At 67.8% G+C, this 4,168-nt stretch carries 6 protein-coding genes; all 6 read right to left on the reverse strand.

Annotated features, from left to right (window positions below; translation table 11 throughout):
• Positions 1–264: 264 nt before the first annotated feature.
• Positions 265–576 (reverse strand): pore-forming ESAT-6 family protein, encoded by a 312-nt coding sequence (locus ACFU6I_RS47895; protein ID WP_358861656.1) that lies wholly within the window; start codon positions 574–576, stop codon positions 265–267.
• Between the two features lie 87 nt (positions 577–663).
• On the reverse strand, positions 664–996 hold the full coding sequence (locus tag ACFU6I_RS47900) for a hypothetical protein (protein WP_327245084.1): 333 nt from the start codon (positions 994–996) through the stop codon (positions 664–666).
• A gap of 200 nt (positions 997–1,196) precedes the next feature.
• Entirely contained in the window at positions 1,197–1,568 is a 372-nt protein-coding gene (locus ACFU6I_RS47905; protein ID WP_384380709.1) for a hypothetical protein, read from the reverse strand.
• A gap of 41 nt (positions 1,569–1,609) precedes the next feature.
• Positions 1,610–1,966: a hypothetical protein gene (locus ACFU6I_RS47910; protein ID WP_384380712.1), complete on the reverse strand. Its 357-nt coding sequence runs from the start codon at positions 1,964–1,966 to the stop codon at positions 1,610–1,612.
• 47 nt (positions 1,967–2,013) lie between these two features.
• The gene (locus tag ACFU6I_RS47915) at positions 2,014–2,412 is read right to left on the reverse strand and encodes a hypothetical protein (protein WP_384380715.1); all 399 of its coding nucleotides are present in this window, start codon (positions 2,410–2,412) and stop codon (positions 2,014–2,016) included.
• A gap of 15 nt (positions 2,413–2,427) precedes the next feature.
• A partial coding sequence (locus ACFU6I_RS47920) for an ADP-ribosyltransferase (RefSeq protein WP_384380718.1) occupies positions 2,428–4,168 on the reverse strand: 1,741 nt, incomplete at its 5' end.

Consider the following 4,168-nt stretch of genomic DNA (forward strand, 5'->3'; position numbering starts at 1 on the left):
TGTGTCCGGCGGCCGCCTTCAGTCCCGCGTAGTCCTTCTCCAGCTGGCCCAGATCACCGGTGAACTGCGGGATCGCCTCCGGCTTGATCACTTGGACCGCCCCCCGGACATGGTCAGATCACGATCTCGGTCCGTCGCACTCCGCGAACCCTGAACGCCCTGCGGCTTCAGATCCCACCCGGTCACCCAGCACACCCCCGTGCCCAACTACCCAACTGCCAACAGTCCATCAACGCGCTCGGGCCATCTGCCCGCCCGCCCAGGTCAGCCGATGTTGTCGACCGCGGCCTTCGCGCGCGTGATGGTGTGCTGCGCGGTGCCGTCGTTCTTCTCCAGCGTCGTCTTCAGCAGCTGGATGATGTTCTTGACCTCCTGCGAGGCCCGGTTCCACCGCAGTTCCTTGCCGTGGTACTCGTCCGAGACGCCGTCCGCGGCGAAGTCCGCCATCGCCGCCTTGACCTGCCCGTCCCGCGCCGCGATCACTTCCTCCAGACGCGCGATCACGACCTGGATGTTGCCCTGCGCATCCGCCGACGCACCCGTGTCGTACGCACGACGGTCACTGTCACCAGCCATCAACAAACACTCCCCGTGAATTCATGAAATCCGTGAACCGGCGAAACCGGTTAGGTCTGTGCACCTTCGAACAGGGCACAGGTCAGGTCAGCGGCCGCCGAAGCGGGCCGCGTCGAAGTTCGCCGCACCCTGCTGCTGCCGGGCGTTGTCACCCTGCTCCTGGTCACCCGAGCCGAACGCCTGCTCCATGCCCGACTGACCACCCAGCAGCGCCGACAGTGAACCGTTCAACGCCGCCGTGATCTCGTCCGAACGGTTCTTGAACGAGTCGAACGCCACCCGCCCCGCACCGTTGAACTTCCCCTCCAACGGCGCGGCCGCCTGCACCAACTGACGGATCAACGTGCCCAAGTCATCACTCGACCCACGCGACTTCGACGTCAGAGTCGACAGGACCTGCGCCCCCATGTCGAACTTCATTCGCTTCCCCCTGCCACACCAATTGATCCGATACGACAATATCCTTACTGGTACGGCTCATCGGTTCAACCGGCGACCCCCCGCTGTGACCAACACATGACAGAGCTGGACGACGTCGATCGCGTGTGTCCCGGGCGAGCTCGCGAAGCAGGGTGGCGGGTGCCATCGCGTGGTCGTGGTATCCGCGGGAGCTCATGGCCTCAGATCGGGTCGGCCAGTCGCCTGACCACGTCGGCGTTCGGTGCCTCGGTCAGTGACCCGGGCACGACGTGGCTGCTCCTGGTGGGGTCCGACTCCTGAATCATCTCCGCCAGGGCGGCGGTAGGCGCAATGCCCCGGGCCTTCGCGTCGTGGAGTTTGATGGCCCACACGGAGCCTTCGTTGAACGCGCCGTCGCCGCCCGCCTTGCGGACCGCCCACCCGGCCGCGTCGTCCTCGTCGTTCGCCCAGACATAGCCGATCACCTGACCACGCCTGTCCGCCACTGTCAGGTACTGAACGGGCTTGTTGGAGAGATGGCTGTAGCGCGGCGGTCCTCCGGGCGCCTCGTTGAACAACAGATCCTCGTTCAAGCGCGGATTGGGTCGCTGTTCCCTGCTCATCCGTGGAGAGGTCAGCCCTTGCTCACCAGTTCTTTGAGAGCGTCGAGCGTCGGGGCCTCGGTCAGGGAGCCCGGTACGACACCGCTGTCCTTGATGTCGCTCGTGTCCCGGACCAGTTCGGCGAGCAGGGCGGTGGGTGCGAGCCCGCGGGACTTCGCGTCCCGCAGTTTCCTGAGCCACGCGGCACCGGCATTGATCTCGTTCGGCCCGAGCGCCGGCGGCGTCACCCAGCCGGCGGCGTCGCCCTCGTCGTTGGCCCACACGTACCCGAGCACCTTGCCAGTGTCGGCGGCCACCCGCACATACTGCACAGGCCCCTGCGCGACGCGGTTGTAGCGGGGCGGCCCGGCGACGCGCTTGAGCTGCATGTCCTCTTCGAAGCGCGGATTGGGTCGGTGTTCGCCGGCCATTCTCACTACTGGTTGGCCAGACCTTCGACGAAGCCGAGATTCGGAGCCTCGGTCAGGGAGCCGGGCACGACATGGCTGCTCTTCGTCGGGTCCGACTCCTGAATCATCTCCGCCAGAGCGGTGGTCGGTGCAACCCCGCGGGCCTTTGCGTCGTGGAGCTTCCTGGCCCATCTGGCGCCCTTGTTGAATGCCTCGTCGCCGCCCGCCTTGCGGACTTCCCACCCGGCGGCGTCGTCCTCGTCGTTCGCCCATACGTAGCCGATCACCTGACCGTCCCTGTCCGAGACAGTGAGGTACTGAACGGGCTTGTGGGTCAGTGGGCTGTAGCGCGGAGGCCCTCCGGGCGCCTCGTTGAACAACAGATCCTCGTTCAAGCGCGGATTGGGTCGCTGTTCCCTGCTCATGCGTTCAATGCTCCCTTACTTCGCGGGTAGGACTTCCCCGTAGACCTGGGCCTGGCCATTGTCCATAAAGACACGGGTCACCCTGAACTCGGAACCACGGGCCAGGAGCAGCTCCCGTTCCTCCACGTCGAACTTGCTGACCTTCTCCAGCCAGAGTGCGGGCGTCCCCTTCGGCACACGGAGATGCAGGATCGCCTCCTTGCCCGCGAAGCTGGGCACCGGGTGGTTGCCGAGAGAGGTGGAGGTGTATCCCTTGTCCGGATAAGTCTTTCCCAGCATGTCGAGCGGAGACCTCAGGTTGAGGTGGCCGAGACCCGTGCCCCGGACGACCATGATGTCGTCGGGCACAGGCCGGGTCGACATGACCCTGTCCATCTCGCCGATGTCATGCAGCACCTCGGGCCTCGGTCCGAAGCCGGGCGTGCCCCGCAGGTGGCCGTTCATGTCGTGGTACGAGGGGAACGTCTCACCGGTGTAGTTCCAGAGCGACTGCTTCGCCGATGGGTCCAGGTTGTCGACGTAGTCGTTCCAGTAGTCCCGACCGTAGTCGATCGCCGCCAGATCGTCAGTGAACGGAACGGTGCCATCGGTGAGTTCGGCTGCGGCGACCCTGTGCTTCTCGGCAGTCGAGAGTTCATCGAAGTCGTCCGCCGACATGTGCGGGGTGTACTTGAAGTCGTCCGCCGCGCCTGCGACACCCGGCCCGTCCACACCGGAGTGGCTGCCCGTCGCCGCGTCGTCCGCGCCGTGCAGCGCGTCTCCGGCGGCGCCGTGCGGGTCGACATGCCCGCCGGTGTCACCGGCGTGCGCGGCGTCGTCGGCGTGTGCGGCTGCGTCGTCGGCGTGCGCGCCGCTGTGCGGGGCGTCGTGCCCGTGCGTGCCCGGCACGTCGTGTCCCGGGCCGTGCGGGGTCGTGCCCGGCACGTCGTGCCCTGCGCCCGCCGGGAGGTGGTCACCGGGTACATGCGCTGCCGGTCCGCCGGGTACGTGCCCTGCGGGGCCGCCCGGTACGTGGCCCGCCGGATCGAACGCCGCCGGGGCGGGCCCGAACGAACCGCTCGGCACGTGGCCGGGTGCGCTGCCGGGGATGTGGCCTGCCGGTCCGCCGGGTACGTGGCCCGCGGGGTCGAAGGATGCCGGTGCGGGCCCGAAGGAGCCGTTCGGTACGTGCGCGGGTGCTCCGCCGGGTACGTGGCCTGCTGGGTCGAAGGATGCCGGTGCGGGCCCGAACGAACCGCTCGGCACGTGGCCGGGTGCGCTGCCGGGGATGTGGCCTGCCGGTCCGCCGGGTACGTGGCTTGCCGGGTCGAAGGATGCCGGTGCGGGCCCGAAGGAGCCGTTCGGTACGTGTGTGGCCGGTCCGCCGGGTACGTGGCCTGCCGGGTCGAAGGATGCCGGTGCGGGCCCGAACGAGCCGTTCGGTACGTGCGTGGGTGCTCCGCCCGGCACATGACTGCCCGCACTCGGGACATGGCTGTCCGCGGCGCCTTGCACATTGTCGAAGCCGCCCGCATGGACTCCCGGCCCTGCCGTCGGCTGAATCTGCCAGGACGTCGGCAGGCCCGACGTTCCCGGCACGGTGGTGTGCGGGATCGTGCTGCTCGGGGGGATCAGGTTGCCGTTGGGGCCCAGAAGGTGCCCGTCGGGCAGTTGGAACGAGCCGTCGGGCAGCTTGGGGATCTCGATGTTGCTGATGCCTTTGAGGCCCTTGGTGATGTCGCCGATTTTGGAGATGCCGGCGCCTGCGCCCTTGGCG

It is taken from the genome of Streptomyces sp. NPDC057486 (genome assembly GCF_042802415.1).
Taxonomy (GTDB): domain Bacteria; phylum Actinomycetota; class Actinomycetes; order Streptomycetales; family Streptomycetaceae; genus Streptomyces; species Streptomyces yanii.

Bases quoted from the DNA above. Each gene is read 5' to 3' on its own strand.
- ACFU6I_RS47895 (WP_358861656.1), bottom strand. From the start codon at position 576: ATGGCTGGTGACAGTGACCGTCGTGCGTACGACACGGGTGCGTCGGCG.
- ACFU6I_RS47900 (WP_327245084.1), bottom strand. From the start codon at position 996: ATGAAGTTCGACATGGGGGCGCAGGTCCTGTCGACTCTGACGTCGAAG.
- ACFU6I_RS47910 (WP_384380712.1), bottom strand. From the start codon at position 1,966: ATGCAGCTCAAGCGCGTCGCCGGGCCGCCCCGCTACAACCGCGTCGCG.
- ACFU6I_RS47915 (WP_384380715.1), bottom strand. From the start codon at position 2,412: ATGAGCAGGGAACAGCGACCCAATCCGCGCTTGAACGAGGATCTGTTG.